The 25262-nt window shown below is 49.0% G+C and carries 26 protein-coding genes; 12 read left to right on the top strand and 14 right to left on the bottom strand.

What is annotated here, in order from left to right; translation table 11 throughout:
* Positions 1-4: 4 nt before the first annotated feature.
* The 3 genes from GCE9029_RS17670 to GCE9029_RS17660 form a co-directional block, all read right to left on the bottom strand.
* Positions 5-604, bottom strand: a complete 600-nt coding sequence (locus tag GCE9029_RS17670) for a TRAP transporter small permease subunit (protein WP_062665230.1) — start codon at positions 602-604, stop codon at positions 5-7.
* A 73-nt stretch (positions 605-677) separates the two neighbouring features.
* Entirely contained in the window at positions 678-1754 is a 1077-nt protein-coding gene (locus GCE9029_RS17665; RefSeq protein WP_062665229.1) for a TRAP transporter substrate-binding protein, read from the bottom strand.
* 351 nt (positions 1755-2105) lie between these two features.
* The gene (locus GCE9029_RS17660) at positions 2106-2450 is read right to left on the bottom strand and encodes a cupin domain-containing protein (RefSeq protein ID WP_062665228.1); all 345 of its coding nucleotides are present in this window, start codon (positions 2448-2450) and stop codon (positions 2106-2108) included.
* 211 nt (positions 2451-2661) lie between these two features.
* Between GCE9029_RS17660 and GCE9029_RS17655 the strand changes: the two genes are divergently transcribed.
* From GCE9029_RS17655 to GCE9029_RS17645, 3 genes are all read left to right on the top strand, one after another.
* Positions 2662-3210 carry a glutathione peroxidase gene (locus tag GCE9029_RS17655; RefSeq protein WP_062665227.1) on the top strand — a complete coding sequence of 183 codons (549 nt, stop codon included), beginning with the start codon at positions 2662-2664 and terminating at the stop codon, positions 3208-3210.
* A gap of 167 nt (positions 3211-3377) precedes the next feature.
* Entirely contained in the window at positions 3378-5087 is a 1710-nt protein-coding gene (locus tag GCE9029_RS17650; RefSeq protein WP_062665224.1) for a hypothetical protein, read from the top strand.
* Positions 5088-5636: 549 nt separating this feature from the next.
* Positions 5637-6785 (top strand): Na/Pi symporter, encoded by a 1149-nt coding sequence (locus tag GCE9029_RS17645; RefSeq protein WP_062665222.1) that lies wholly within the window; start codon positions 5637-5639, stop codon positions 6783-6785.
* A 60-nt stretch (positions 6786-6845) separates the two neighbouring features.
* Here GCE9029_RS17645 and GCE9029_RS17640 read toward each other — a convergent pair whose 3' ends face one another.
* The 5 genes from GCE9029_RS17640 to GCE9029_RS17620 form a co-directional block, all read right to left on the bottom strand.
* A complete protein-coding gene (locus GCE9029_RS17640; protein ID WP_062665221.1) occupies positions 6846-7616 on the bottom strand; it encodes an ABC transporter permease in 771 nt (256 codons plus the stop codon).
* The gene (locus tag GCE9029_RS17635) at positions 7613-8242 is read right to left on the bottom strand and encodes an ABC transporter ATP-binding protein (RefSeq protein ID WP_062665220.1); all 630 of its coding nucleotides are present in this window, start codon (positions 8240-8242) and stop codon (positions 7613-7615) included. Before GCE9029_RS17635 ends, GCE9029_RS17640 begins: the two co-directional genes overlap by 4 nt.
* On the bottom strand, positions 8239-8673 hold the full coding sequence (locus GCE9029_RS17630) for an acyl-CoA thioesterase (protein WP_231870142.1): 435 nt from the start codon (positions 8671-8673) through the stop codon (positions 8239-8241). The genes GCE9029_RS17635 and GCE9029_RS17630 overlap by 4 nt, the downstream gene beginning before the upstream one ends.
* Before the next feature lie 125 nt (positions 8674-8798).
* Positions 8799-9212 (bottom strand): alternative ribosome rescue aminoacyl-tRNA hydrolase ArfB, encoded by a 414-nt coding sequence (gene arfB, locus GCE9029_RS17625; RefSeq protein ID WP_062665218.1) that lies wholly within the window; start codon positions 9210-9212, stop codon positions 8799-8801.
* 49 nt (positions 9213-9261) lie between these two features.
* Entirely contained in the window at positions 9262-10143 is an 882-nt protein-coding gene (locus GCE9029_RS17620) for a LysR family transcriptional regulator (RefSeq protein WP_062665216.1), read from the bottom strand.
* Between the two features lie 120 nt (positions 10144-10263).
* Between GCE9029_RS17620 and GCE9029_RS17615 the strand changes: the two genes are divergently transcribed.
* Entirely contained in the window at positions 10264-10758 is a 495-nt protein-coding gene (locus GCE9029_RS17615) for an ester cyclase (RefSeq protein WP_062665215.1), read from the top strand.
* 323 nt (positions 10759-11081) lie between these two features.
* Here GCE9029_RS17615 and GCE9029_RS17610 read toward each other — a convergent pair whose 3' ends face one another.
* Entirely contained in the window at positions 11082-12011 is a 930-nt protein-coding gene (locus GCE9029_RS17610; protein WP_062665214.1) for a DMT family transporter, read from the bottom strand.
* Positions 12012-12205: 194 nt separating this feature from the next.
* Between GCE9029_RS17610 and GCE9029_RS17605 the strand changes: the two genes are divergently transcribed.
* Both GCE9029_RS17605 and GCE9029_RS17600 read left to right on the top strand, forming a co-directional pair.
* Complete coding sequence (locus tag GCE9029_RS17605) at positions 12206-12607, top strand: DUF805 domain-containing protein (RefSeq protein ID WP_062665213.1); 402 nt, start codon at positions 12206-12208, stop codon at positions 12605-12607.
* Between the two features lie 179 nt (positions 12608-12786).
* A complete protein-coding gene (locus GCE9029_RS17600) occupies positions 12787-13326 on the top strand; it encodes an NAD(P)-binding domain-containing protein (protein ID WP_062665211.1) in 540 nt (179 codons plus the stop codon).
* Here the strand turns inward: GCE9029_RS17600 and GCE9029_RS17595 are convergent.
* Entirely contained in the window at positions 13292-14380 is a 1089-nt protein-coding gene (locus tag GCE9029_RS17595; RefSeq protein ID WP_062665209.1) for a mandelate racemase/muconate lactonizing enzyme family protein, read from the bottom strand. The genes GCE9029_RS17600 and GCE9029_RS17595 overlap by 35 nt on opposite strands.
* Positions 14377-15219 (bottom strand): LysR family transcriptional regulator, encoded by an 843-nt coding sequence (locus GCE9029_RS17590; protein WP_062665207.1) that lies wholly within the window; start codon positions 15217-15219, stop codon positions 14377-14379. Before GCE9029_RS17590 ends, GCE9029_RS17595 begins: the two co-directional genes overlap by 4 nt.
* Before the next feature lie 156 nt (positions 15220-15375).
* Between GCE9029_RS17590 and GCE9029_RS17585 the strand changes: the two genes are divergently transcribed.
* The 5 genes from GCE9029_RS17585 to GCE9029_RS17565 all read left to right on the top strand — a co-directional run bounded on the left by GCE9029_RS17585 (position 15376) and on the right by GCE9029_RS17565 (position 20973).
* The gene (locus GCE9029_RS17585) at positions 15376-16389 is read left to right on the top strand and encodes a 2-hydroxyacid dehydrogenase (RefSeq protein WP_082804374.1); all 1014 of its coding nucleotides are present in this window, start codon (positions 15376-15378) and stop codon (positions 16387-16389) included.
* A gap of 33 nt (positions 16390-16422) precedes the next feature.
* Entirely contained in the window at positions 16423-17160 is a 738-nt protein-coding gene (locus GCE9029_RS17580) for a class II aldolase/adducin family protein (protein WP_062665205.1), read from the top strand.
* A gap of 18 nt (positions 17161-17178) precedes the next feature.
* Entirely contained in the window at positions 17179-18078 is a 900-nt protein-coding gene (locus tag GCE9029_RS17575) for a HalD/BesD family halogenase (protein ID WP_197475379.1), read from the top strand.
* Positions 18079-18087: 9 nt separating this feature from the next.
* A complete protein-coding gene (locus GCE9029_RS17570; protein ID WP_062665204.1) occupies positions 18088-19008 on the top strand; it encodes an NAD(P)-dependent oxidoreductase in 921 nt (306 codons plus the stop codon).
* Positions 19009-19380: 372 nt separating this feature from the next.
* Positions 19381-20973, top strand: coding sequence for a BCCT family transporter (locus GCE9029_RS17565; protein WP_062665784.1), 1593 nt, complete (start codon positions 19381-19383; stop codon positions 20971-20973).
* Between the two features lie 62 nt (positions 20974-21035).
* On the opposite strand, the gene GCE9029_RS17560 is transcribed toward GCE9029_RS17565, so the two are convergent.
* Entirely contained in the window at positions 21036-21326 is a 291-nt protein-coding gene (locus tag GCE9029_RS17560; protein WP_062665203.1) for a DUF2218 domain-containing protein, read from the bottom strand.
* A 62-nt stretch (positions 21327-21388) separates the two neighbouring features.
* Positions 21389-23389 carry a TonB-dependent siderophore receptor gene (locus GCE9029_RS17555; protein ID WP_062665201.1) on the bottom strand — a complete coding sequence of 667 codons (2001 nt, stop codon included), beginning with the start codon at positions 23387-23389 and terminating at the stop codon, positions 21389-21391.
* A gap of 119 nt (positions 23390-23508) precedes the next feature.
* Here GCE9029_RS17555 and GCE9029_RS17550 point away from each other — a divergent pair, with 119 nt between their 5' ends.
* Entirely contained in the window at positions 23509-24492 is a 984-nt protein-coding gene (locus GCE9029_RS17550; protein ID WP_062665200.1) for an AraC family transcriptional regulator, read from the top strand.
* A gap of 14 nt (positions 24493-24506) precedes the next feature.
* On the opposite strand, the gene vctC is transcribed toward GCE9029_RS17550, so the two are convergent.
* The gene (vctC, locus tag GCE9029_RS17545; protein WP_062665199.1) at positions 24507-25262 is read right to left on the bottom strand and encodes an iron chelate ABC transporter ATP-binding protein VctC; all 756 of its coding nucleotides are present in this window, start codon (positions 25260-25262) and stop codon (positions 24507-24509) included.

The raw sequence follows: 25262 nt of genomic DNA, 5'->3' as shown, positions 1-25262 counted from the left end.
GCGATTACTCCTCTCGTTCAGTGCCTGCACGGGCAGCAAGTTGGTGTGCGGTAGATTTATTGGAAAACAGCAAAGCGCAAATGCGGCTGAGTCTCGAAAGGGTGGCAAATGCTAGTAACCCGAAAGCAAGGAGCAAGACCGCTTTCATCGCCCATCGATAAGGCAAGCCACCCGGCGCTGCAGAAACCTCGCCGAGTTCCCATGAGTAAAGAAAGAAGGGAATCGCATACCAAAACACCAGCACCAGAAATGGCATCAGCAGAATGATGAGACCAAGCAGCTCGATTTTGGCCTGGGTTCTGAGTGAAAAGCGCTCGCGCAGCAAATCAACCCGGACGTGGCTATCCGTGACCATGCAATAAGAGAGGCCGACCAACCAGCCAAGTGCGTAAAGGTGCCACTGCAGTTCTTCAAACTCGATGCGGCCTTCACCCAGTAGGTAGCGCATCGCCACATTGGTGATAATGACCAACATAAGCACCACCCAAACCCAAGAAAATGCGTTACCCAGGCTAAGTAAGAAGCCATCGAGCGCGCGCGAGAGTCGGGTTTCTGGCAGTGCTTCGGTGTCTTGTGAGGCAGAGTTGTGATTATTGTTATGCATAGCGCATCCTTGCCCAAAAAGGGCTCCCCAGTGCACGAGGCGGGGGAGCAGTTATGTCATCCCAGTTGACGAATTACTCGAAATCCCTTGGCAGGTAAGCCATCTGTTTCCAGAGTTTGTAGTTGCCGAGGAACTTCTGTTGGGACGCGTAGATGCGTTTGAAGTCAGGATCTGAATCTGCAATTTCCTGCATCACTTCGGTGGAAAGCGAATGCAGTGACTGCAGCAGTTCTGGGTTGAGGGTGCGGGCTGTAACGCCTTTTTCTTCAAAGCCTGCGAGCACTTCACCTTGCAGCGACTCACCGCGGGTGAGGGCACGGAACGTACCGGCTGTACATGCCATGTCGATGGTGGCTTTAGTGGATTCCTCCAGTGCATTCCAGACATCTTTGTTAATCACGAGGTGGGAGGCCGTGAAGGTCTGGTGCCAACCAGGGAAATAATTGTTCTTGGCGATTTTGTCGAAGCCCATCAAGCTATCGATAGCAGGCATGGAGAACTCAGACGCATCAATCGCGCCTTTTTCCAGAGCCGGGAATATCTCGCCGCCCGGGAGAACGGTGACAGAAGCGCCCGCTTTTTGCAGCACTTTACCGCCAATACCTGCGAAGCGGATTTTGAGCCCTTTGAAATCGTCGAGTGAGTTCATCTCTTTGGTAAACCAGCCTGCCGTTTCCGGACCGATCACGCTACACAGCACAGGATGAACACCATGTTTACCGTAGAGTTCTTCGGCTAACTGCTTGCCTTCGCCCTCGTACCACCAGGTCGCGTATTCCCATGGTTCCATGCCAAAAGGAACCGCTGCAAACAAAGCGGCTGCAGGGATTTTGCCTTGGTCGTAACCTAACCAGGTGTAGCCGGCATCGATCTGCTTGTTTTTGATAGCTTCAGTAATACCGAAAGGCGGGACCAGTTTGCCAGGTTCATAGATTTTGAATTTGATATTGCCATCAGTGGCTTTATCCACCTGTTCCGCGACCTGAGTAATGGGGTCCCCCAGTGCGGGTAAGTGAGTGCCAAATACTGCCTGAACTTTCCAGCGAATCTTTTCCTGCGCCCATGCTGGTGCTGCAAGAACGGATGTCATTGCAGCGCCCACAAGCACGGCTGCCCATGTTTTTCTTCCCTTTAACCAATTACTTCTCATTGCCTTGGTCCTCATTTGTTGTCACCCCAGAGGGAATGACTTCGTCCTGTTGTTAACTAAAACGATACGATATTTATCATTTTATTAACTTTGTGGGGTTGGCAAGCTGATAGGGATGTTGATACGAAATGAATCGATATAATTTACGGGTGACTCATTTATTTGCTTTCTGATTCAATAGTGAGAATGTTGGGCGAAGTATCCAGATAAAACATAGGGTTACCTGGCAAGTTGGTAGATGCGAATACAGGGAGATAAGCCGTTTATTGGAAAAGTGATTATTAAATATGAGACTTATCAGCGCCTGTAAAACTTGACTCCGGGCGCTGATTTTTTAGGAAGAATATAGGCTTAGCGTTTCAGTTCAACTTCGAGCAGCCTAATTGGAGTTGTTCCCACATTCCTCACATTGTGAGTGGCAGCAGGTACATAGAGGGTCATTCCTTCCATAAATTCGATGGTGCGGGTTGGTTTGCTCGAATCATCAGGTACAAGTTCTGCAGTGCCGCCTTCTAAAACATAAACGACCCGGTAAGGGTAATCATGTCCATGCATGCCAGATTCTGAACCTGGCGGATAGGTATGGCGCACGGCCATCACTGCATCGTTTTCTAATAGATGCTCTGTCTTTCCTTTCTCTGCGGCAAAACCAGAGAAGGTGGTCAGCAATAGTGCGGTAACAAGCAAAATTTTCATGGGAACGTCCTTATCGTTGTGAGTATTGGCCGACGTTATCTCTGAGTCGGTTAGTAGCCAAATCAATACGACGGTTCTTTGAGAAGGCTCCGATGAGAATGAGAAAGGAACAAGGGAAGGAAGCATTTTTGTGTTCTGGCACGATGATCTGATCTTTTTTCTCTGGTTTAGGTAATGCTCAATGTCGACAACTACTCAAAGAGGTTTGCCTATGAAAATGCTCATCCCCGCCGTTATCACGCTGGCTCTCAGCGCCCCAGCATCAGCACAAAGTTGCCCCGATATTCTCAATGGCTCGCAGCGAAAGCTTAACTCTAATGAGACAGTCGACCTTTGCGAGACCTTCAAAGGCAAAACCTTGCTGGTGGTGAATACGGCTAGTCAATGCGGATATACGCCACAGTTTGAGCAATTAGAAGCACTGTACCAAAAGTACAAAGATGAAGGCTTCAGTGTGATAGGTTTTCCGTCCAATGACTTTAACCAAGACAGAGGTAACGAGGAGCGTTCAGCTAAAGTCTGCTACCTCGATTATGGCGTGACGTTTCCGATGATGGCGAGAAGTCCTGTAAAAGGGAGTGATGCTAACCCAGTGTTTGCAGAAATCAGTAAGCAGGCAGGGGTCGAACCGAGATGGAATTTCTACAAGTACCTGATCAATGCAAAGGGTGAAGTGGTTGCTACATTTCCAGGCTCAGTCAGTCCAATATCCTCAAATATAACAATGATTTTGGAGAGTATAATCTTTAAAACCAAATAGCTCTCAAATGAAAACTATTTTTATTTGCAACAAAATTTGAAGACTCTCCATAAGTTAGAATTACAAGTAAATTATTGATTATGTAATCGATTGCCGTTATTGAGCTCGTGAATGCAACTTCATAGTGTGTGCATAGAGGAATGTGAAGAAACGGACAGGGAATATCTATGCGCACAATGATTTGTCTACCAATAGCGTTGGCTCTATTGGGCTGTGGTGGAGGAAGTGGTGATTCAGCTAGTACGAGTAATGGCGGGTCGACTTCTCCTGAAGAATCAACACCCAGCAGCGGTACGCTTGAATCATACTCTTTGGCGTACGATCAACGAACTTTTATTCCCCTGCCAATGGACAACAAGGGAGCTCTCCATCTTTTTGCCGGTGAGTCTTCAACGTTTACTGCAACAGTTGAAGGAGAGGGGCTCCCCGAGCACGAGTGGACCTTGAAAGAGGTCAGCACTGGCAGCATGGCGGTGTTGTCCGAGTCCCAAGGCGATTCCTATATATTCATGCAAAACAACCCAGGTGAATTTTTACTAACGGGCTGTGCTGATAAGTCGGGCTACGATAGTGAGACCTTGGAAGGTTTTGAAAAGTGCATCAATGTAGCCATTACCAACCACAGTTCAGACGTGATTACGCTGACAACGGACAAAGATACCGACAAAACAGTTGGTGTGGATGTGTTTAGCGATCTGGACCTAAAGTTTGTTGAGGTTGAGCAGCCAAACCGCGGACAGCTAATCGTCAATCAGACAAGAAACACGCTCACCTATCGCCCCTTGAATCATTACGATTATTTGATGGATACAGATGAGGCAGAAACTCAAAAAGTAGCTGTCCGACTTGAGGGCAGTGGAGAAGTTATAAAGCGGTATTTGAACATCGAAGTGAATGGAACGGCAACGCTGCCAACATGTCATGATGGCAATAGTATATTGATAGCGCCGGCGAATCCTGCAGCAGTGGTAACCGTTGATCCCGACCAGTGCGTTGAGCTTGATGCCGCTGCCTACGGCGAAAACGGGTATTGGGATTTGCTAAAAAGCCCGTTGGATAGCTTCCTGATTTATGCAGGTCTCGAAGAAGGAATGTCAGTACTGCGCTTTAAGTATCCGCAGTATGGTGACTTGCACTTTATGTGGTGCTATGACTCAAATGACTGCGAGTCTGACACTTGGCAGGTCGCTTCGTCTTTGACGGATGATGATGTGATTTCGAGCCCTAGACTTGAAAATCTCACGAGCCAATCGGAAGAGACTGTATCTACAACTATTACTCGAAGTGTTCAGATTACGAATGAAGCGGATTATACAGCACCAGATCCTATCACTTATGAGTGGTCTCTAACGGATAGCACTTATGCGGAGCACCGCGTACTGAATCTTCTCACCAGCGAAAAGCATTTGGACTTTGACCTTCCTGACAGCACAAGGAATTTTAAGCTTGAGGTAAGAGCAATTAATGGTGCGTATCAAGATGAGTATTTTGGGAACACAGCTATAGGCTACAACGTGTCGCAATACATCTACGCAAGAGGAGACAGAACAGACGCTCCTACAGCTATAGTGAGAGTGAATGGTGAAGAATATAATGGAGAGACAAACAAGAGAGTGAACTTACATGTTGCCGACGCAAAACAAGTCAGCTTTGATGCGTCCTCCACTATCTTTAAATCGGACAATCCATTCAACCGAAGCGTTTTTGTGGCTGCCGCTAGTATGGTTGCTGAATCGACTTATCAATTTAGTGAGACTTATACACACGACCTTTCTTCAGGCCAGGTACAACCCGTTACCTTCTGCGCTCAAAATGACTATAGCTGGACCTACGTAGATAACAGCTGCATCACGTTTATCATCTACCCAGGTGAGTAAGCACTTTAGTCATCTCAAGGAGCCAGCTACGACCTTGTTAAGCTGGCTCAGATCCCAACATAAATTGGGGCGTTATATTGTGTGAGATGGCCACACTCCCTACAAACAGAAACAACGCGATTAGACATGCCTAGCCAGAGCCGCTGGAGATGCAGTCGCTACGTTTCTAAGCTCAGTGACGCCCTTATCACAGAGGAAGGCGCCACATCTGGAAACTCAAGGTGGTTAAAAATGGCATGGTGAGAAATTCTGCCTATCAAGATCTTCGTAAAATAAATTCCCATTGTATGAAATTTAAGGCGGCAAGCCTGACTTTATAGGTGTTGTTTTGCGGTCATATTGTGAAGAGAAATAGTAACAGCTCGAAACATCTTTATGGCTTGTCATGAAGGATTTTTCTGCTAGCCATTTGGGAAATTTCTGTTTGGTCATATTTTGAGCGCAAAAAGAGTAAAAAAAGTGCCGTCGCAATCTTGGATTCATATTTCTGTAATATTTAATTCATAGCATCCACTTCGAACTGAAAACATTACTATCAGGAAGTGAGTTATGAGCATCCAGTCTGATGCGCTACAAGGACCTCAGTCCGCGAATCCAAAACGTGCAATGCAATGGGCAACACTCATTGGTATGTTGTATCTTCTGCTGGTTTCCGTATCCATGATCGGCAGTGGTTTCAAATGGGCTGTAGGTGAGCAGGCAAAAGAGCTTTTCGAATTTGCCTCTAACCCTGTTGCAGGTTTGATGATTGGTATCGTCGGTACCGCGTTGATTCAATCTTCAAGCACAGTCACTGCGATTATCGTTGGTCTTGTTGCTGGTGGTCTGCCAGTTGCAATGGCAATCCCAATGGTGATGGGCGCAAACATCGGCACTACGGTAACAAACACCTTGGTGAGTTTGGGTCACGCACGCTGTAAAGAAGAGTTTCGTCGCGCATTTGCTTGTGCCACCGTACACGACTTCTTCAACCTATTTGCGGTTGCCATTTTCCTTCCGCTGGAAATGATGACCGGCTTCCTGGCGAAAATCTCCGCTTGGCTCGTATCCCCACTGATGCAAGCTGACAACCTCAGCCTGAAAGGCCTGAACTTCATCAAGCCTTTGACTAAGCCGGTTGTGAGTGGTGCTAAATCAGTATTCGAAATCTTCCCTGGGTCGTTCGGTGGTGTAGCGCTGGTTCTGTTCGGTATTCTCCTGGTTGTTGTCTCTATCACTGTGATGGGCAAACTGATGAAGAAACTGATGGTAGGTAAAGCGCGCGAAGTACTGAACGGTGCAATCGGCCGTGGTCCGATTCACAGCATTGCATCGGGTACGCTGGTGACTATTCTGGTTCAGTCTTCTTCAACAACGACAAGCCTTGTTGTTCCGCTGGTAGGCACTAACGTACTGAGCGTGCGTCAGGTTTACCCATTCACTCTGGGTGCGAACATCGGTACTTGTATCACGGCACTGTTAGCTGCAACCGCAGTAACAGGTGGTAACGCAGTATTTGCTCTTCAGATTGCACTGGTTCACTTGGCATTCAATGTTCTGGGTATTCTGGTTATCTTCGGTATTCCGTTCCTGCGTGAACTGCCGCTGAAAGCAGCAGAACTTCTGGCCGACTACGCTGCGAAGACAAAACTGGCTGTAGTGGCCTACCTGACCGCTGTGTTTGTTGTACTGCCAGGTTTGGTACTGTCAGTGTCTTAATCGACAGCCAACCGAATAACGAAAGCCCGACCATCTGGTCGGGCTTTTTGCTATCTAGCACTAGCTGTTCAATCTGCCGTAGCTATCAGTCAGTCGCAGGCTACTCAGTTTGAGTGTGGTGGCGACTGACAAGGTGACTGTGATGAAAATGGCTACCATAATCACCAGTTGATATTTCACCGCCAGCAAGGGCTCTGTACCACCCAGAATTTGCCCTGTCATCATTCCAGGTAGGCTGACAATACCTAAAGTGCTCATGGCAGCCAATGGCGGTCTCAGGGCGGCAGAAAAAGCTTCTTTCAGAAATGGCTTACCCGGCTCTTTCGCGCCAAGAGCCACATAAAACTGATATTCCGCGTGGCGCTGTTTCATGCTGGAATGCAGACGTTCAATCGCCAGCACATTGGCAGACAGCATATTGCCGAGCAACATCCCCGCCACAGGGATTAGATATTGTGCCTGCCACCACGGAGAAGTTTGAATCACCCCGACCATCAATAGTGGCAGCACAATTCCAAGGGAAACTAATTGTCCGCTCAGCACGGCGGGCAACATTTTGCGCCATGGCGTGTCGGCTTGTTTGCAGATAGTCCAGCTTGCCACCAGTATCATCACCAGCAACCAAGCCGTGTTAAGCCAGAAGCTGGCGAAGTTAAACAGGGTTTGGAGATAAAGACCGACTACTGCGAGTTGTAGGGTCATTCTCACCACTGAGGTGATCAGGCTTTTACTTAGCCCCAATTGCCAGCGCTGGAAAAGCAGAAGTGGGATCAGGAAAACACAATAGAGGCCAGCTAATGCCCAGGGACTGATTTCGAGCGCGCCATTCATGATGCGACTCCCATATTAAATTCGACATCTGCTGCTGCGATCCAAACTGGGTCGTGGGAGACAGAGACCGCAATAATGTCTTTGGCCTTCAAAAGCGACATCACGATATCGCGACTATTGCCATCTAGCGCTGACGTGGGTTCATCCATCAGCCAGATTGGGCGTTCCAATATCAGGGCACGGGCAATGGCAAGGCGCTGTTTTTCGCCGCCAGAGAGTGAGGAAATTTCAGCGCTGAGTGCATGTTGGAGCGAGAGCGATCTCAATACTTCTTGGCATTTAGCGGGATCTGGCTTGCTCAGTGTGGTCGCCTGCATTGACCAAGGCAGCATCAACACCGCTTCGATAGTGTCACCACCCATGACCGGATCCTGTGGCAGGTAATTAACCTGAGTGCGCCACCATGACAGTGATTCCAGAGTAACGCTCTTTGAGTCCCATTGAATACTTCCTTCCGAAGCAGGCAACAATCCACAAATCACTTTGAGTAGGCTGCTTTTGCCACAGCCTGAAGGGCCGTGAATCACCAGATGTTGCCCATTTGAGAGGGAGATATCCAGTGGAGATACGCTCCGGCTTTCAAAGCCAGAGCGCAGTGCAGAAAGCGTGAGGGAGTTTGCGGTCATTGACCACCCACATAAGCTTGAAGTCCTTCCAGCGTTTCAGCAGGAATAGGACAGCTTTTCCCTGTGTTGAAATCGCAATACACGATCAGCGCTTCTCCTTCTGCCACGCAACGTTGTTGGTTATGGCTGTGGATCTCATATTTCATGGTGTAGCGTTTTTCCTGAATGTTTTCGACCCAGGAAATCGTAGTGATAGTGTCTGGGTAAACCAGTGGCGCGCGGTAATCGCACCGTGTTGAAGCGACGACAGGGCCAATGTTGTGGCTTTTGACGAAATCGAACACTTTGAGCGCTTCGAGCATGACGACGCGAACATCCTCGAAGTAGCGGAAATATACGGTGTTGTTGATGTGTTGCAGCGCGTCCATGTCGTTCCAGACGATAGCCTGCGTTTGTGAGAGCGGGTATTCCTTAAAGTCTACATTGGCCACTGGGTGGTCCTCCTTTTTTGTTGTACTTTGATTGCACAACAAGACGTCACTGCAAACAAGCCCGACGTAAGGAATGGGCTGAGTAATGTGACATTAGGCCAATGAGTTAGGAGGAGTAGAGAAGATCAGAACTGGACTTTGCCGCGAAGTGATTTGGTCTTCCCGCGCTGGGTTTTACTGTCCATGCGCTTTCTTTGTGATGACTTGGTCGGCTTGGTAGCACGGCGCGCTTTTTGCACTTGAGCGACGCTTTTGATCAATTCCTGAAGGCGCAGCAGTGCATCCTCACGATTCTTCTCTTGTGTTCTGAACTGTTGGGCTTTGATCACGATGACACCGTCTTTGGTCAGGCGACTGTCTTTCAGTGCCAGTAATCGTTCTTTATAGAACTCTGACAGCGACGATGCCTGCACATCAAAGCGAAGATGCACCGCTGAGGAGACTTTGTTTACGTTCTGGCCGCCAGCGCCTTGCGCGCGGATATACGAGATATCAATCTCGTCATCGGGGATAGAAACGTTGTGAGAAATAAACAGCATTTTTCGCGACTTCCGTTTTGGATCTGGGCGCCACTATAACGAATGCCAATCACTCTGCAAACTGCATCAGGTAATCAATAAACAACCTAGTACGCAGAGAGAGGTGTTTTCGCGACGGATAAAGCAGGTAATAGTAAAAATCCCTGCCATACCAATCCGGTAGCAGTTTGACGACGCGGTTTTCGTTGAGCGGGTCTTCCATCATCCTATCTGGTTGAAGGCCAACGACCTGACCGGAGAGCACCATCTCCCGCATCATAGTCGGGGAATTGGTTTTGTCGAAATGGGTGGGGGTAAAGGTCAGTTTTTTTTCGCTATTAGAGAGGGTTACCAAATTATTTGGCGTCATGGCTTCAAACAGCACCCAAGGGTAATCCGCAATGTTGTTATCAGTCGCCGTATTGCCCATTTGATTCGCCAATTCAGGTGAGCAATAAACGCCGGCTTTATCTTTAAACAAAGGACGGGCGATATATCCCGCTTCTTCAATGTTGGCGATTCGCACGGCAAGATCCACTTTCTCCTTCACCAGATCAATACGCTCATCAGACAGGACGTAGTCGATATGGATTCCGGGGTACTGCACCTTAAAACCAGCGGCTTTAGGCAGCAACCAGTTCGCGGCAAAGTCGTAAGTTGTCGTAACCCGAACTGTCCCCTGCGGTTTGTTCAGGTTCAGGCTTGGTTCTGCACTGTCGAGACCGTTAACAATCGCTTTGGCTGAAGGATATAGCGCCTCACCATCCGCTGTTAGAGTGAGCTGGCGGGTGGTGCGTTGCAGCAACCGGACGCCCAGCCCTTCCTCTAGCTTACTGATTTGCTCGCTGACCGCAGAGCGATTCAAGCCCAGCGCTGAAGCTGCTTTGGCAAAGCTTCCTTTGTCTATTACAGTGGCAAAAATGGCGAGCCCTTTTAAGTAGTGCAGATTCATTTCCTCTCCATTGTTCTGATTATCCGAACAAACCAATTCAAATATAGCGTCTTATCAGAACCTCAGTGTTCTCTTAGTCTGGAATGACAGATAACAAACCAAAAAACTCAGGGAGATACGATGAGAAAAATAATGATGGGTGCGCTGGCAGGTACGGTGTTGATGGCAACCGTGCCGGTAGCAGCAGAGCAACTGACCATTGAAGAAGGTCAGGCGATTGTGAAGCCTTTTTACGATTTGTTTAGCCTACAGGGTTCTGAGGCTGCCGCTCGCGCGAATATCTCGCCGGATTGGAAGTCGTACTATAGCAACACAGGTTACAAAAATCTGGATGACACAATGAAAGCGGTTGCCGGTGCGTTTCCTAAGATTTTGCCAGACATGAAGTGGACACAGGATGATATTTCCGTCACCACTGAAAATGAAGTGGTGGTGCGCGGCACATTGTCAGGCACACCTGCTGGTGACACCTTCTTTGGTCAGCCAGTGAATGGAAAAACGTTTGAAACCATGACTCTGGATATTCACACCATCGAAGACGGCAAGATTGTGAAGACTTATCACATCGAAGATTGGTTCCGTGCTTTGGGGCAACTCAAACCACAAGAAAAGTAATTCACTCTAGGGGCTGTCGACCTTTGGTGATGATTTTTGCAGCAGTTTGTGGGGGTTTTGTGCAAGGCAGAGGCTTCGATGTGTAGCTAGCCTACATGAGAAGCCGATAACGCAGCAGAAATTCCCCACAAACGCTGCCCGAAGGGTTCTGCTCTAAGCGTTTTATGCTTTGTTGAGGTGTATTTGCTTAGAATAACTAGGCGGCACACACCTCGCCGCGCCTAAAACGCTTATAGCGAGAACAAAATTTAACCACCAAAGATCAACAGCCCCTTTCTATCCCTTGTTGGATCTTCCGCGCTCGCCTGCTGAGCGCTTTTTTTTCAGTGCTTCACCGAATCTGTGTGATGGGAACCGCCAGAGATATTCGCCACCACGATACCCGTGACGATAAAGCCAATTCCTAACCAGTGGTAATTCTCTAATCTTTCTCCAAGAAGCAGCATGGAAAAAATCAGCCCAAATACCGGGATCAAATGCATAAATTGCCCGGTGGTTGCTGCTCCCATTCGCTGTACGGCTGCATTCCAACAAAAGAAGGCAATACCGGATGCGAAAATACCGGTGTAGAGAGAGATAGCGAAACTTTCCTTGGTCATTGGCATGGTTTCGAACCACAGTGATTCCCCAAGGTAAAACGGAAGCAGTATCAGGTTGCCGAGAAAAACGGTGTAACCCAACATAGGTAAGCCCTTGAGTGCTTCAGGGAGTTTTTGCACCAGCACGGAATAGGTCGCCCAAACCAGAATCGCGAAAAGTGCAATAAGCTCACTATTGCCAATATGGAAGTCACTCACCAGTTGACCTTTGGTGATAATGAGTAAGACGCCAATCGCTGAGACGGAAATAGCGACAGCCTGTTTGAGCGTGGTGAGTTGACGAAAGAGCAGAAACTGCACCAAGAGAATCCACAAAGGTGAAGAAGATTGCAAGATCACCACGTTGGTGGAGAGGGTGTTTTCCAATGCAATGTATACCAGCGTGTTGTAACCCGCGACACCGAAGAGCGCCAATAACACCATCAACGATGCATTGGCTCTGAATAATGGCCATTGTTCACGCATTGGGCGCAACACAAACGGAGCCAGAACCAGCGAGGCAACTGTCCAGCGCCAGAAGGCAAGTCCTATCGGCGGAATGGATTCATTGACCAGCTTTGCCAGCGTAATGTTACCCGCCCAGCTCATGGTAGCGATTACCGCGAGCAGAATGGGAAGCCAGGTCATTGATGAAGATGGGTGATGCTTTTTCATATCCCTTTGATGAAAAATGCCGCTGAGTCATTCAGTTAGTCAGCTTGTTAACCAATATGCAACAACTCAGCGTCAGCAATGTGCCTTCACTCACTGTGTCAGGTTGTTCAATAGGTTGGATAATTTGTTAAAATAAGCGCTGACTTTTTGCCAGTGGGCCGGTGTTTCCGCTGGCTTATTACTCGGAGAGAACCATGAATTGGTATTTCGGCGTGTTGAAACAATACGCGAACTTCAAAGGCCGCGCGCGCCGCAAAGAATACTGGATGTTTTTAGCGTTCAACATGCTGTTCACTTTTGCACTGGCATTTGTGGATCAGGCGTTGGGCACATTTAACCCTGATATTGGCATTGGCACAGTGGGAACGGTATACGCGATAGCGGTATTTATTCCGACGCTGGCAGTCACCGTGCGCCGTCTGCACGACACAGATCGTGTGGGCTGGTGGGCATTGATCGGTATTTTGCCGTTTGGTGTCATTGCATTGCTGGTACTGAATGCTTTCGATGGCACCAAAGGCAGCAACCGTTTTGGTCCGGACCCTAAGTCGGGCGAACGTACTGACACAACAAAGACCGGCACGTTCAGCGGTTAATCATAAACAAAGCGCCTGCATTCAGCAGGCGCTTTTGTTTTCTTCGTTTATCTTCCCCTAGTCGTTTTCATTTTTGCCATGTCGCAAACAGCGCAATTCATGTACGCGATGCCGCAAATCACCCCAGATGATCTGGTTTCTGCTAATAAGTCACAATCACCGATATGAAGGTGCCATTCATGGATATTGGCTTTATCGGGTTGGGCAAATTGGGAGAGCCCGTTGCTCAGCGTATTTTGACTTGGTGTCAAACTCACGGCTGTCGCTTGTATGTGTTTGATGCTACTCAGCGGGAAGCGATGGCAAGGCTCAAAGCCTCGGGTGCGAGAGAAGGAATCAACACTGCATCTATTGCTGAGCGATGTACAATTTTGTTCAGTCTGTTGCCAGGGCCGGAAGATGTCATGGCCGAAGGGCTGGGAGAGAAAGGTATTCTCCACAATGCAGAAGGGTTGGATATCTGGTTTGAATTGAGCCCCTTTCAGAATGTCCGTTGGGACTCCCTTCGGGAACAGGCCCCACCGGATTTAGTTTTGGTGGATGCCCCAATAAGTGGAGATGAGTCACTGGCGAAATCTGGCCAGCTTAGTATGGCGTTGGAAGGTGCTGAGCCAATCCTGCAGCGTTATCAGGCTTTGCTCAGCACCTTTGTCTCGCGCTGTAAAGTGACTGAATTAACCCAAACTACACCTTCATTTTTTCGACTACCTGATGATTAAAGGTGAAACCGCATCCTGGTCTTATAGGTATTTCAAGCTTTCCGTCTTTTATGATCATCTCTTCATTAAACAGAGGTGCGAACCAAGGCATGTGTTCAACAGAAACACAGTTAGTGCTGCTTCCCGCAATGCATAAGCTGTGCTCAGTGAAGATATGCGTAGAAATAGGAATGTGGTAGGCCGAGGCCAATGCGGCAGTTTTACGCATTTCGCTCAGTCCGCCAATACGCTGTAGATCTGGCATTAAAATATCGCAGGCACGTTTTTGTAGCATCGCTTGCATGCCAAACCGTGAGTATTCGGTTTCACCGCTGGCGATATCAATATCCAATGCGCGCCTGACTTCGACATGCCCATCTAAATCATCCGCAGAGACAGGCTCCTCCAGCCAACTCAGGTTAAACGGAGCTAGTGCTTTTCCAAGGCGAATGGCCTGTTTCACAGACAGAGATTGATTGCAGTCTGCCATCAATACCACATCGTCGCCGACAGCTTCCCGCACTAAGCCTACCCGTCGGACGTCGCGTTGAATGTCAGCGCTGCCGACCCGCACTTTCATTGCTTTAAAGCCTTGCTGGATAAAGTTTTCAGCGTCCAGCTTCAACTGTTCTTCACTGTCCATCAGCCAGAGGCCACCGCTCGCGTAAGTCTCCACCTCATCCCGACAAGCGCCGAAAAGTTGATGGAGAGGAAGTGAAGCAAGCTTGCCATTTAAATCCCAGCATGCGGTATCCAGAGCTGAGAGCGCAGCGATAGTCAAGCCTTTGTGTCCGCTGGGATTCACCTCATTCCAGACTTTTTGCCAATGCCGCTCTACATAGCGGGGATCTTCTCCAACAAAGAACTCGCCAAGTCCTTTGAGCATTTCATCAAATGCGTTCAGGCGAACCCCATTGAGTGTGAAGAGATAACTCTCGCCGCAGATACCCTGATTGGTTTCGATAGTGACCAGAACGCAGCCGACGGAACGCATGTCATGAATGGCTGTTTTTATTGGACGCTCAAAGGGAATGGTCACTTTTTGACGCTTGATAGCCGTGATCTTTACACTCATACGATTGCCTTAAGGCCGTCAACAGCAGCCTGAACGGTGGGTTCATCTTTTCGGTAGTGTAGACAGACGAGATAAACGGGAAGATTCATAGTGGCAGCGCCTCCGACTTCAGTCAGTCTGCCACTTTGTAGGTGCTCAATGACTAACTGTCGGGGGAAATAGCCGGAGCCGCCGAACCGCTCAATGTGTGCCAGTGCCACCACGGCTTGGCTGATTTCGATGCGGTGATAGGGTGCCTCAGGATAAAGCCGGTTATGTTGGGTACGAAAGCTTTCTCCCCAATCGACATAAATATAACCAGGTACTTGTTTCTCCTCGACATGTCTGGCTTCACTGGAAACCAATACCAGTTCATCCTCCCCCAGAAACTCAGCGGCGAGTTGAGGACTTTGCTGTGGCTCGTGAACCACAACCAAATCCACCAATCCTTCCTTTAGGCTATTGATTAAAGGGAGAGAAGCGTCAGCCCTTGCCTGGGTGGCGAGTTGGGGGTGGTTGTCCGTCATCCAGCTAAACCAACTATCCGCCCAAAGTGGCCATACATTGAGATGAAAACCGATGGTGACGACGGATTGCGAATCATCAGGCAAGGTGATTTCGAGTCTTGCATGCTCCCAGGCTTTCACCATGGTCGTCGCATGGCGCAGAAATTTGTGGCCGCCCGTAGTGAGAACCACACCATGTCTTGTGCGCTGAAACAGAGGCCTGTTTAGCCTTTCCTCGAGCCCTTTAATTCTCGCACTCATGGTCGATTGTGTGATGTAGAGATTATCGGCGGCCTGCTGGAAACTGCCAGTCGAGACCACTTCCAGAAACGCCCTGATGGTTTCTATGTTCAACGCTTTGCCCTTCCTTCTCGCTTACGTTAGCTGTCCTGATCCCTGCGTTTTACTTGCTCCAGTTAGATATCGAAAAAAACGAATTAATGTACCAATTATATTTGTTTTACACATATTTCATGGTCGGTCAATATTTGAGCGATGTGAAAGTGAGTAATGTGTCAGAACGGGTACAACATGGCGATTTTGCTCAACAATATGGGATACGGGAACGCACCTTGGCATCAAATGCTGAGCGAGCTGTTGCCTGATGATCGCATCGTGCTGCCTGATGATGATTTTTCTCCTACGGACATAGAATTCGCGTTGGTCTGGGATCATCCGCACGGAGATCTCGTCCGATACCCCAACCTACAAGCCATCATGCTATTAGGCGCGGGCACAGAGCATATTGATCAGGAAGTATCGTTGCCCATGGTGCCAATCGTCAGATTGGTTGACCCAGCAGTCGTCATGGATATGGCGAGATACGCACTCTATTGGGTCCTCCATTTCCAACGTCAGTTTGATGTCTACAGCCAGCAGGAGAGGGCGGCTCATTGGGAGCGTCATGATGCGACTATGCCAAAACACTTCCCGGTGACTGTGCTTGGGCTTGGACAAATCGGCGGGAAAGTCGCGCAGCATATCGCTCTGAGCGGCTTTTGCGTGAAAGGCTGGGATGCAGAGCCAAAACAAATTGAAGGGGTTTGTAGTCTTGCCGGAGCAGAGCGTTTGGAAGAGGCGTTAGCTCATGCTGAGATAGTCGTGAATTGTCTGCCGCTGAACCCTTCGACTCATCATTTACTGGACGACAACACTCTGGGTTTTCTACCAAACGGAGCCCGGGTAGTCAGTATTAGTCGCGGCGCAGTGATAGACGAAACTGCACTGGTTGATGCCTTGGACTCCGACCGTTTGTCCGCTGCCGTTCTGGATGCGCATCAAACCGAACCTTTGCCTTCTTCATCTCCACTGTGGCAGCACCCCAAAGTGACGGTAACACCGCATATATCGGGCGCGACGCTCGCTTCAAGTGCTGCAAAAGTAGTGGTGGAAAACATTAACCGGACAAGAAAGGGGGAGCTGCCACAGCCCCTGCATTTGCCGCCTTGCCACAAAAATCATGTCGCAACCAAAACACTGTCGGGTCGCGAAAGTGTAATCCCGCTCGACAATCGGGACGGATAGTAATCGTATAACGGCGTATAGAGGAAAGTAAGAATGGATAAGCAATCGCCAACACTTGCCCAGCAACAATGGGATGTCAGGGTCGATCTGGCAGCGATGTTCAGATTAACGGCGCACTTTGGGTGGGACGATACGATTTGGAATCACATTACTGCCCGTGTACCGGGTTCTGACCATCACTTCTATATGCACCGCTTTGGTTTGATGTACAACGAAGTCACCGCGTCGAACCTGATTAAAGTGGATGAAGAAGGCAATGTCTTGGAAGGACCGGAAGACGTCAACACGGCCGGATTCATTATCCATAGTGCGATTCACCTCAACCACGCTGAGAACAAATTCGTGTTCCACGCTCACCCTAAAAGCGCGATTGCCGCGACTGCCATGAAAGAGATCCCTTTCTGGGTTCAGGACTCTTCAATGCTTTACGGAAAAGTCGGTTATCACGATTGGGAAGGCTTATCGGTCGATCCTGATGAGCGTTTCCGTATTGCCGAGAATCTTGGCGATAACAAATGTCTGGTGATGAGAAACCACGGTTTCCTGTCTGTTGGGAAAACAGCCGGTGAGGCTTTCATGAACATGTACTACTTGGTGCGGCTTTGTGAAGTGGCCATCCAGCTTAATGGTGCCCGGTTTGATATTGACCCCGGCCCAGAGGACATCTGGAAATTGAGCGCCAAACAGTACGAAGCGTTTTCCCCCGGTATGTACGAATGGCCTGCGTTGCTGCGGCTGTGCGACCGCCTGGACAGTTCCTACAAATTCTGACGAGTCTGGAGACAAGCAATGATGTTACAAGGTCTTCATGCCCCAATGCCGAGTGCTTTCTCAGCGGCGGAAATAGCATTGGAAGCGATTGTCGATCTCGACACCTTTCCTATACACGATCTTCAGCACCCTAAGCGCAAATCACTGGTGGCTGATTGCTACGAATCACTTCAGGAAACGGGTTGTGCCCACATTCCGAGATTTATGCGTCAGGACGCTATAGAAGCGATGCGTGAGGAAGTGTCCAGACTCAGGAAGGATATCCGACGCTCGGAAGATACAGTTAACGCCTATTTCACCAACGATGATGATTCGCTTCCGTTGGAACACCCTAAACGTCATTTTATGAGCCGCCGGAGTGCGTTCATCAATTCGGACAAGCTAGAGTTCCAATCTATTCTGCGGCAGTTCTACGACAGTGACGTTATCGTACATTTTCTCAGTGACTGTCTGGGCGTTGCACCGATTTACCGTTGGGCGGATCCATTGGCGCGCAACCCTTATAGTGTGATGCAGGAAGGAGATCATTTCCCTTGGCATTTCGATGGCAATGACTTCACCGTCAGCATCCTTGTTCAACAGAGTGAAGGGGGCGGTGACTTTGAATATTGCCCAAATCTCAGAAACCCCTATGACGAGAATTTTGATGGTGTTTCCGCTGTATTGGGAGGAGACAGAAACCCCGTGCATGTGTTGACACTTCAACCTGGCGACTTACAACTGTTCAAAGGCCGTTACTCACTGCACAGCGTCACGCCCATCGTGGGAAAAACGGAGCGGATCATCGCACTGCCAACCTATGTGACCGACCCTTATGCGGTGAATCGTCCTCATCACGCTAAGACGGTTTATGGCGAAGCCTTACCTATCCATTTCGAACGCGAGCGGGCAGTTCGGGCTGACAACCTCATTGATTAGGCCAGACAAATGAATATCGGTTTTATTGGATTAGGGCAAATGGGCGGAGGTATGGCGGCCAATTTGCTTGAGTGGTGCAAGGTCAATGGTCATACATTGATGGTGTTAGACCTGAACGCGGAAGCTGTAGAGCGAATGGTTGAAGGTGGTGCCCTTCATGGCCAAAACGTGGCGAATGTGGCCCAGCAATGCACTGTGCTATTCACATCCTTGCCCACAGCAAGAGAAGTTAATGCAGTCGCTCTGGGAGATGAAGGGATTTTTGCCAATGCGGATGCGCTGGAGGTCTGGTTTGAAACCAGCACCAATGCGCTTGCAGATTGGGACGAATTGAAAGCAGTTGCACCTGATGATCTTTTGCTGATTGATGCTCCGGTAACAGGCGGTGCTGAAGGTGCAGCAGCAGGGACCTTAACCATGCTGATTGGTGCCGAGCCCCTAGTATTGGAGCGTTTTGAATCCTTGCTGAGTGCATTCACGAAAAAACGGGTTGTGATGGGACCGAGTGGCGCCGGATACGTTGCCAAGCTGTGTCAGTTGCACCTTAACTATCTGGTCGCACAGGGCATTGGTGAAGCACTGATGTTGGGTAAACGTGCGGAGCTGGACATGGATACGCTCTGGGATGTCCTCAACAGCAGTTGTGCACGCAGCTACGTGGTGGAGTCGTATGTACCTAAAGTACTTGATGGCAGTTATGACCCTTCATTCACGCTGGCATTGGCGACCAAAGACATGCGACTGATTAGCGAACTCGGTGAGCATCTGACAGTGCCGTTAACCTTGGGTGATACGGTTTTTGACAGTTACCGGGATGCCTTATCGCAATATGGTGATAAAGCGCCGCACCTCTCGATTGTCCGGCTTATCGAAGAACATACCGGCCAATTACTGCGAAGCAATGCAGGAGGACCAGAGCGAACAGTGTGAAGATGAGACCTTTTTTCTCGATATAGCTTGGAAGGCTACAGCGACTTTTGCTTTCTTTCTCTATATTGAACAGCTTGTCTTGGAACTGGCCATGTTACGCTTTTGCCCCAATGTTCGATTGATCATATTTGTCGGCCGAACAAATTAGGCCACGCGCCAAAATGCTTTTCGGGAGAGCTCTAACCGGCTTCCCTTTCAATTAAGCCCATCTTAACAGGGGTGTTAGAGCTGCATTTGTTGGATTGGTGAGCATACACCGACCTAGCAGCAACACACCTTGTCCTCAGGCCCTCTGGTCTTTTTGTCCAGATGGCGATTTTCTCTATCCGTTCTACTTCATAGATGAAGCAGGGCGTTTTAAAAGGTAATGCTATGACAGAGCCTACAACAACCGTAAACAAAAATGATGATGACCTATACAACACGGATTACCAGGTAGGTCAGGACAATGTGAACTTCCTGGGGTTAGATTTTCATAATCCCGTCTTCCCAATCTCCGCCATCATGGTGGTGGTGTTTGTACTGGGTGTGCTGATCTTTACGGATCAAGCAGCCGACTTCTTCGGTTGGTTGCGCCCCGCTATCACCCAATCCTTCGACTGGTTCTTCGTGATTTCAGCCAACCTTTTTCTCATCTTCTGTTTAGTGCTGGCAATCCTACCTGTCGGAAAAATTCGATTGGGTGGCGAAGAAGCAACGCCGGATTACTCCTACCCAGCATGGTTCGCAATGCTGTTTTCCGCGGGCGTAGGTATCGGCCTGATGTTCTACGGTGTGCTTGAGCCGATGAACCACACTCTAACACCTCCTTTGGGGTTAGAAGCCGGTTCCGATGATGCAAGAAGCATTGGTACTGCCGCTGCGATATTCCACTGGGGCTTCCATGCGTGGGCAATCTACGCCGTTGTCGGTCTGGCGCTGGCATTCTTCCACTACAACAAAGATCTGCCGCTAACATTGCGTTCAGCGTTTTATCCGCTGCTGGGCGATCGTGTTTGGGGTCTGTGGGGACACATTATCGATATCATGGCGGTATTGGCCACTTTGTTCGGTTTGGCGACGTCTCTCGGTATCGGCGCAAACCAAATTGCCGCAGGCCTTAACTACCTGTTCGGAATCGATTCAGGCATTGAAACAAAATCCATCCTTATTCTGGCTATCACCATTGCTGCTCTCGTATCGGTATACCGTGGCATGGACGGCGGTGTGAAGCGCTTGAGTGAAATCAACATGGTGATGGCAGCCATGCTGATGGTGTTCGTGATGGTGGTGGGCCCAACGGCACTTATCTTCTCGGGTATTGTCAGCAACACGGTTGATTACCTGAGCTGGTTGCCAGCGCTGTCGAACTGGGTGGGCCGTGAAGATTCAGGCTTCTACCACGGTTGGACGACCTTCTACTGGGCATGGTGGGTATCCTGGTCACCATTCGTTGGTATGTTCATTGCACGTGTATCACGCGGCCGCACCGTTCGTGAGTTCATTCTGGCAGTGCTGATTGCACCAACCATTGTGTGTATTGTGTGGATGACCACTTTCGGCACAACCGCGCTGAATCAAATGGATGGCGGTTATATGGGCGTGGTTAACCTGATCACCAATGGTAACTGGCAGCCTGAGCTTTCTATCTACAAGATGTTTGAAGCGCTGCCATTCACTGCGGTGATTAGCTTCTTCGGTATGGTGCTGACCATCATCTTCTTCGTGACTTCGTCAGATTCCGGCTCACTGGTTATCGATACGATTACGGCGGGTGGCAAGATTGATGCGCCGGTTTCGCAGCGCATTTTCTGGTGTACCATCGAAGGCCTGGCGGCAATCGCCCTCTTGATGGGCGGCGGCTTGGGTGCGCTCCAAGCGGCAACTATCTCTACAGGTCTGCCGTTTGCGGTATTCCTGCTGGTGATGTGTGTGAGTCTTTACATAGGGCTTTCGCGAGAGCTGCGTAGAAAGCAGTTCGCGTAAAATCGATGAGTGAAAAAGAAACCCGCCTGATGGCGGGTTTCTTTTTACTTATTCTTTGCTTTCTAGGCATAGGTCCAATTTAACTGGATTTTCTCCCTGCGAGAGAACAGATCAACATGGCCGGTAATAATCGCTTTCTGTATCTCAAGCTTCTCGTCGCTATCGGCTTCACACTGAATGGTGAGTGCTGTTTCTTCCTCATTCACGGCAAATTTGGTGGTGCCGGCAGGAAAATTCACTTCGCCATACTTCTCATCCCAGTCAGCCGATACCTTTCTTGCAAAGTGCCGACAAAGCGTAACGAGGTACTTTGCGGCATGTTCAGATTCAATTTCTGTCATCGCCTTTTTCATACGTGTCTCCGGAAAAAAATGAGGCGGAAGCAAGACGCTTTCCGCCCTCAAGAGTGAAAAAGTTAGAATTGGTAAGATGCAGACAACTTCACGTTGCGGCCTGGCTCGTAGTCATCAAATGTCGCGCCGCGGCCTTCGCCTGAACGTGAGGCGTGAGATACGTAAAGTTCGTCAAAGACGTTATCGATACCGAAGGTCAGTGTTAGCGAATCCACTGAAGAGGGTGCCCATTGCGCGTAAAGGTTATGAACGTTGTAACCGTCTTTGATGGGTTGGCCGTCTTGCACGTTGTCCTCGTCTTCCACAAAGAAGCTTGTCCAACCGAATAGAGTTTCAATGTCACTGGAGTAGTAATTCAACGCCAGTACGACAGTGTCACCTGTGTCCATGCTACGGCCATTACCTGCCAGAACAGGACCACCAGTGGTGACGTTTTCGATGTCAGAGCGTGAATAAGAGAGCTTGCCTGAGAAGGTTTTATAGGCGTAGGTTGAACTGATTTCAAAGCCTTCCAGCTCAACATCGCCAATATTCTCAATCAGATAATTGTCATCTGTGCGGCTATATGACTCAGCGATGTAGTCGTTGATTTTGGTTTGGAACACGGTGGCATTCGCACCAAATTGATGTGCGCCATGGTGGGTTGCGAACCTGAAACCACCTTGGGTGTTGCTGCCTGTTTCGGGTTTAATATCGTCTGCCAGGAATGTCACATCCTGATAGCGAATATAGGATTCCAGCAGTTCAGGACCTTTGAACAGTGAGCGTGTGTTCGCAAAGAGTGTCCAATCCTCGGAAACAGCCCATTCGGCCCCCAATGACCATGTGATGTCGTCGTAATCTGTATCACTGGTTTCCGCTTTACGCTGGTAATCGTCATAACGAAGTCCTGCCACTAAGGTGATGGAGTCAGTAACTGCAATGCTGTCCTCTACAAAGATGGCAGTAGAGACGGTGGTTTCGTCCATGAACTGTTCACCACCGTATGAGCTGGTGGTATTACGGTCGATGTAATCAGTGCCGTAAGTGAGGGTATTTTTGAGCTCTGCCAGTTTAAAGTCTGACTGGAATTGAATGTTCAGGCCGAGGTTATGGTTGTCTGCTTTGTTACGTGAAGTGCGGTTTGGACGCCATCGAGGTGCGAGTACAGACTCATCGCGGTCTATCTCAGTCTTGCTGCTATAAAGAGCGATCTTGCCGTTGTGTACCTCCCCAGAGAGTTTGTAACTCAGGGTTATAGTGTCACGATCGTATTTGGTTGGAACCAGGGAGTCACCGGAGAAGATCTGGTTGGCATCGCCGGACATATCAGGGCGTACACTGTAGTCACCTTCATCACGATAGGCGTCAAAGGCAAACTGCAGGCGTTGTTCGTCATTAATCTGGTAGCCAACTTTAAATAGTCCATTGAGAACGTCACCTTCAGAGCCAAAAGTCTCTTCGCCATTACCGTCTTCAAAGTTGTCTCTACTGACGAGGTGAGTGTATAGCATCATATCGATGTGCTCGGTAAGCAAACCGTAAGCTGTCAACGAACCCTGTTGACTCTTGTTGGAGGCTAAACCACCGTGGACACGTAAACCGTAGTTTTCGTCGTAACGAAGCAAATCCAACGCATCTTTGGTTTCAAAGTAAACCGAGCCACCAAGACCATTTTGAACAACAGAGTTGTTTCCGACTTGAATGTCAGCAGACTTCAGAATGTCGGGGTTAAGCGTTAAGTTACCGATGTGGTGGAACATGTTGGCGTGCTGAGACGCGCCATCCAAACGAATATCCAAATCGTCCTCACCGAGACCACGAATATTGATACGTTGGTTAACGGAATGGGTTCCACCCACATCGACCCCCGGGATTTCTCGCAGAAGGTCAGACATATGGTCAGCTTGCTTCAAAGCGAATTCGTCAGACAGCAGTTGCTCAGAATTACTGGTAACGCGGGTACCCCACACCACCATTTCTTCTTCGGCCTGTGTTTCGGCTAAGACAGGTGTGCTGATCGCAGCCATGACGGCTGACGCAAGGGCTGTGGGTTTGAAAGCGGCAGTGATCTTCAATTCCATGACAATGATATCCAAATACAAATGATAATGATTCGCAGGTATGGTATGGTTTTGCATTCGAGTGATGAAGTGCGATCACTTATGCGAAATCGCCTAGCTGTTATGAGGAAAGGTCAAAGATGGAACTGGGTCGTCGTCCTCGTCAGAAACCTACGAAAGTTGCGTTAGCTGAAAAAATTGAGCTGACAGAGAAACAAATGATTGTTTCCAAAAATCGTGGTCAATCTAAGGCGCTATTGGAGGGAAACTTCGTTGCTTACCAATATGGTGATGGCATCGCCATGCATGGTGGTACAAGCATGGAGCTGCATGATTCTAATATTGTCTCCTCGGCCCCCTCTTCATTGATTCTGACCTTGCTTCTCGAAGGACAACTCAGCTTTGGATACGACGAACTGCAATTTGAATTAGACGCCAATGTAACGCCCAAAGCGGTGTTGGTTAATTTGGCTCGTCCTGCTCATTTTCGCCGTGCTATTCGCAAAGGAAACCCGGTGAGAAAGATCAATGTGATGTTCAAGCCTGATTGGGTCAGAGAACGCGCCGATAAACACAGTGAAATGCTTCGCCTGCTTTCCACGCATCAGGCACACATTAAGATCCATGTGAATGAGAAGGTGTTGACCATCGCTAATAAGCTTGTCGAAGCTGGCACGCCGGAAACCTTTGGGGAAAAGCTGGCAGTAGAAAGTTTGATACATCAACTTGCTCTGCATGTGCTGAGCGAGCTAGAAATGTCTGAGATGCAGACAGGTGAGAATGCCGTGTCTGAAACTGCAAGGCGGCTCGATCCCACGGTGGAGAACATTGTTGGGTATATTGAGACGCAGTTGCAGCAACCTTTAACGTTGGAAAGCCTGGCGAGTGAGTTCGCAATCAGCGTGTCCAAGCTGCAGCGTCTATTTAAAGCAAACCTCGATCTGACTGTTCAAGGCTATGTTCGCCAGCGTCGCTTGGAAATCGCGCGCCAGCAACTAGAGAGGGGATTGGTTGGCATTACTGAAGCAGCGTATGAGGCTGGGTACCAACATCCTTCCAATTTCACGGCAGCATTTAGACGTGAATTTGGTGTATCCCCCAAGGCGCTGCTCAGTAAAAAGTGAGGGCGAATATACCCTCAGTAGTAAAGACACATTCGCTTGCCGTTGGCTTCGACAATAGTAAATGGCGTGTCGTAGATGTTTTCCAAAACCGCTTCCTGAATCACTTCATCAACCACGGCATTGGTGGCAATTTTGCCTTGCTTCATCGCGATGATGTGGTCGGCATAACAGGCAGCAAAGTTGATATCGTGGATGACGATAACCACGGATTTCCCCATTTCGTGAGCCAAACGTTGAATGGTGCGCATGATGCTCAGTGAGTGGCGGATATCGAGGTTGTTCAGAGGCTCATCAAGGAACACATAATCTGTGTCTTGCGCGATCACCATGGCAATAAACGCCAACTGCCTTTGACCCCCACTTAGCTCATCGAGATAACGGTTTTCCAAAGACTTCAAATCCAGATAATCAATGGCTTTGTCGATGACTTTATTGTCTTCGGTGGTCAGGTTTCCCTTTGAGTAGGGAAAGCGCCCGAACGAGACTAATTCGCGCACGGTAAAGCGCATGGTGATTGAATTCGCCTGACGAAGCACGGCAAGACGTTTTGCCAGCTCACCGGTATCCCATTCGGCGATGGCTTTGCCATCTATCAATACATGGCCACCATCGGGAGTGACGAGGCGGCTGGCCATAGAAAGCAGGGTGCTTTTTCCTGCGCCATTTGGACCTATGATGGCGGTCACTTTACCCTTCTCGAATTCGCCGCAGGCTTCATCTACGACGCGTTGTTTACCAAAAGCTTTGGTCAGGTTTTTTAAGGTGATCAT

It is taken from the genome of Grimontia celer (assembly GCF_900055185.1).
GTDB classification, from domain to species: Bacteria; Pseudomonadota; Gammaproteobacteria; order Enterobacterales; family Vibrionaceae; genus Enterovibrio; species Enterovibrio celer.
This window is presented reverse-complemented; position numbering and strand designations above follow the sequence as displayed.

Excerpts from the sequence above, each read along its gene's own strand:
- GCE9029_RS17580 (WP_062665205.1), top strand. The coding sequence starts at position 16,423 with ATGGATAAGCAATCGCCAACACTTGCCCAGCAACAATGGGATGTCAGG.
- GCE9029_RS17665 (WP_062665229.1), bottom strand. The coding sequence starts at position 1,754 with ATGAGAAGTAATTGGTTAAAGGGAAGAAAAACATGGGCAGCCGTGCTT.
- GCE9029_RS17640 (WP_062665221.1), bottom strand. The coding sequence starts at position 7,616 with ATGAATGGCGCGCTCGAAATCAGTCCCTGGGCATTAGCTGGCCTCTAT.
- GCE9029_RS17635 (WP_062665220.1), bottom strand. The coding sequence starts at position 8,242 with ATGACCGCAAACTCCCTCACGCTTTCTGCACTGCGCTCTGGCTTTGAA.
- GCE9029_RS17615 (WP_062665215.1), top strand. The coding sequence starts at position 10,264 with ATGAGAAAAATAATGATGGGTGCGCTGGCAGGTACGGTGTTGATGGCA.
- GCE9029_RS17650 (WP_062665224.1), top strand. The coding sequence starts at position 3,378 with ATGCGCACAATGATTTGTCTACCAATAGCGTTGGCTCTATTGGGCTGT.
- GCE9029_RS17550 (WP_062665200.1), top strand. The coding sequence starts at position 23,509 with ATGGAACTGGGTCGTCGTCCTCGTCAGAAACCTACGAAAGTTGCGTTA.
- GCE9029_RS17575 (WP_197475379.1), top strand. The coding sequence starts at position 17,179 with ATGATGTTACAAGGTCTTCATGCCCCAATGCCGAGTGCTTTCTCAGCG.
- GCE9029_RS17570 (WP_062665204.1), top strand. The coding sequence starts at position 18,088 with ATGAATATCGGTTTTATTGGATTAGGGCAAATGGGCGGAGGTATGGCG.
- GCE9029_RS17660 (WP_062665228.1), bottom strand. The coding sequence starts at position 2,450 with ATGAAAATTTTGCTTGTTACCGCACTATTGCTGACCACCTTCTCTGGT.
- arfB (WP_062665218.1), bottom strand. The coding sequence starts at position 9,212 with ATGCTGTTTATTTCTCACAACGTTTCTATCCCCGATGACGAGATTGAT.
- GCE9029_RS17655 (WP_062665227.1), top strand. The coding sequence starts at position 2,662 with ATGAAAATGCTCATCCCCGCCGTTATCACGCTGGCTCTCAGCGCCCCA.
- GCE9029_RS17560 (WP_062665203.1), bottom strand. The coding sequence starts at position 21,326 with ATGAAAAAGGCGATGACAGAAATTGAATCTGAACATGCCGCAAAGTAC.
- GCE9029_RS17620 (WP_062665216.1), bottom strand. The coding sequence starts at position 10,143 with ATGAATCTGCACTACTTAAAAGGGCTCGCCATTTTTGCCACTGTAATA.
- GCE9029_RS17670 (WP_062665230.1), bottom strand. The coding sequence starts at position 604 with ATGCATAACAATAATCACAACTCTGCCTCACAAGACACCGAAGCACTG.
- GCE9029_RS17565 (WP_062665784.1), top strand. The coding sequence starts at position 19,381 with ATGACAGAGCCTACAACAACCGTAAACAAAAATGATGATGACCTATAC.
- GCE9029_RS17600 (WP_062665211.1), top strand. The coding sequence starts at position 12,787 with ATGGATATTGGCTTTATCGGGTTGGGCAAATTGGGAGAGCCCGTTGCT.
- GCE9029_RS17645 (WP_062665222.1), top strand. The coding sequence starts at position 5,637 with ATGAGCATCCAGTCTGATGCGCTACAAGGACCTCAGTCCGCGAATCCA.
- GCE9029_RS17605 (WP_062665213.1), top strand. The coding sequence starts at position 12,206 with ATGAATTGGTATTTCGGCGTGTTGAAACAATACGCGAACTTCAAAGGC.
- GCE9029_RS17610 (WP_062665214.1), bottom strand. The coding sequence starts at position 12,011 with ATGAAAAAGCATCACCCATCTTCATCAATGACCTGGCTTCCCATTCTG.
- GCE9029_RS17595 (WP_062665209.1), bottom strand. The coding sequence starts at position 14,380 with ATGAGTGTAAAGATCACGGCTATCAAGCGTCAAAAAGTGACCATTCCC.
- GCE9029_RS17555 (WP_062665201.1), bottom strand. The coding sequence starts at position 23,389 with ATGGAATTGAAGATCACTGCCGCTTTCAAACCCACAGCCCTTGCGTCA.
- GCE9029_RS17585 (WP_082804374.1), top strand. The coding sequence starts at position 15,376 with ATGTGTCAGAACGGGTACAACATGGCGATTTTGCTCAACAATATGGGA.
- vctC (WP_062665199.1), bottom strand. The coding sequence starts at position 25,262 with ATGATCACCTTAAAAAACCTGACCAAAGCTTTTGGTAAACAACGCGTC.